Below are 1,462 nucleotides of genomic sequence, written 5' to 3' on the forward strand. Positions count from 1 at the left end.
TAGAGATTCATCTTCGATTGGCGCCAGGCTATAAATATAAGCTTAAAGGCTGGAAAGTTGAAGGCTGGGAATACGGCCATAATGCTCCTTCGGGCTCTATGGGAGTACATGGATACGATCTCAAGCCAAATCCGGAGCTGAGCAGACCCACTTATCAAGCATACCATGGCTGGATAGGTCGTGGCGTTGCAGGCAATATTACCTATACGCCCATCCTAGATGATACCTATAGTATTTCCGCTATGCGAGGCCACGGTGCAAAGTCGGCCAGTGTAGACAAAGACAGCTACACTTATCAGTCCGCTTCCACAACAGTGAATCTATTGTCTGAGGCAGCAGACGGATACACTGGCGAGCCTTCATGGAGCGCTACGATAGGCGGCACGAGAGTAGACGATCAAACTACCGAATCGGCCGGAGTAGTAAACATTAGCAAGAACGACGATGGTACTTATAGAGCTACTATCTCACAAAATGTGTTTGGCGATCTTGTGTTCACTGCAACCTACGACAACTGCGAAGCCTACGAGGTTTCGGTAACCCCGAAGGAAGAGAATAATGTAGTAAGTGCCCAGGTTGAGCAAAGCACAACCGAACCCACTGTTTTCAAAGAAAGCGAAGACAGCGATGTATATAAGTACAGATACAACCCAAAACAGAAGACGAACGTTGTTCTGAATGTAGCATCGAAACCCGGTTATTCAAATGAAGCAGAGTGGGAAATAAAAGTAAATGGGCAGACGCTGGAAAACTTCGACGGCATAGGCACCGGTGAAGCGGAGACTCCCATAGATACAAGCACTACAATTCGTTCGGCTTTGCATGTACCTACTGTTATATGCTCCTCACAACCTATATCGGGACAGCCCGGAAAGTACCTCGCCCAAATAGATGCCGGGTTTACTGGAAGCATAGAGTTCATACCGAAGTTTAAGCCTGAGACCTATAACTTAAGCGCAACCGCAGGCGCAAACGCGAGCAACGCAAGTGTTGAACCACAGACATATACGTTTAAACCGGCAGGCGGAAACGTATCCACAGTAACGCTGAACGCCGATGCGGCTTCAGGCTACGATAAAGCCAAAGGCAGCTGGGAAGTTTGGATCAAGGACGGCTCGACCGAAGGCGTAGATGCAAACGGGTTCAAGAAGCTGGATGTTCCGGAAGATGGCTCAGGAAAGGTAACCAAGCCCGTATACAGCGAAGCTGACGACAACTGGACGGCAGATATCAACCCCGGCACTTACGGAGAAATTGACTTCCGTCCGTCGTTTACCGAAGGCGCTTCGTTTAACATTACTGCAGCACCCGCGACGGACACAACTATTGAAGGCTACGACCCGAATGTTGACTTCGCAAAAATCAAAGCGGTCAACGATGTAGAAGTTGCAGACTCCGCCGCCGCTGTATATGCCTATAGCACAACGGCATCCACAAAAGTTGAACTAACAGCCGATCCGAA

General features: G+C 49.0%; 1 protein-coding gene. It reads left to right on the forward strand.

Going from position 1 to position 1,462, the window contains the following annotated elements; translation table 11 throughout:
• A partial coding sequence (locus NFR19_RS08830; protein ID WP_251213422.1) for a hypothetical protein occupies nucleotides 1-1,462 on the forward strand: 1,462 nt, incomplete at both ends.

Origin of the sequence: Adlercreutzia murintestinalis (assembly GCF_943192905.1) — a bacterium.
Taxonomy (GTDB): Bacteria; Actinomycetota; Coriobacteriia; order Coriobacteriales; family Eggerthellaceae; genus Adlercreutzia_A; species Adlercreutzia_A murintestinalis.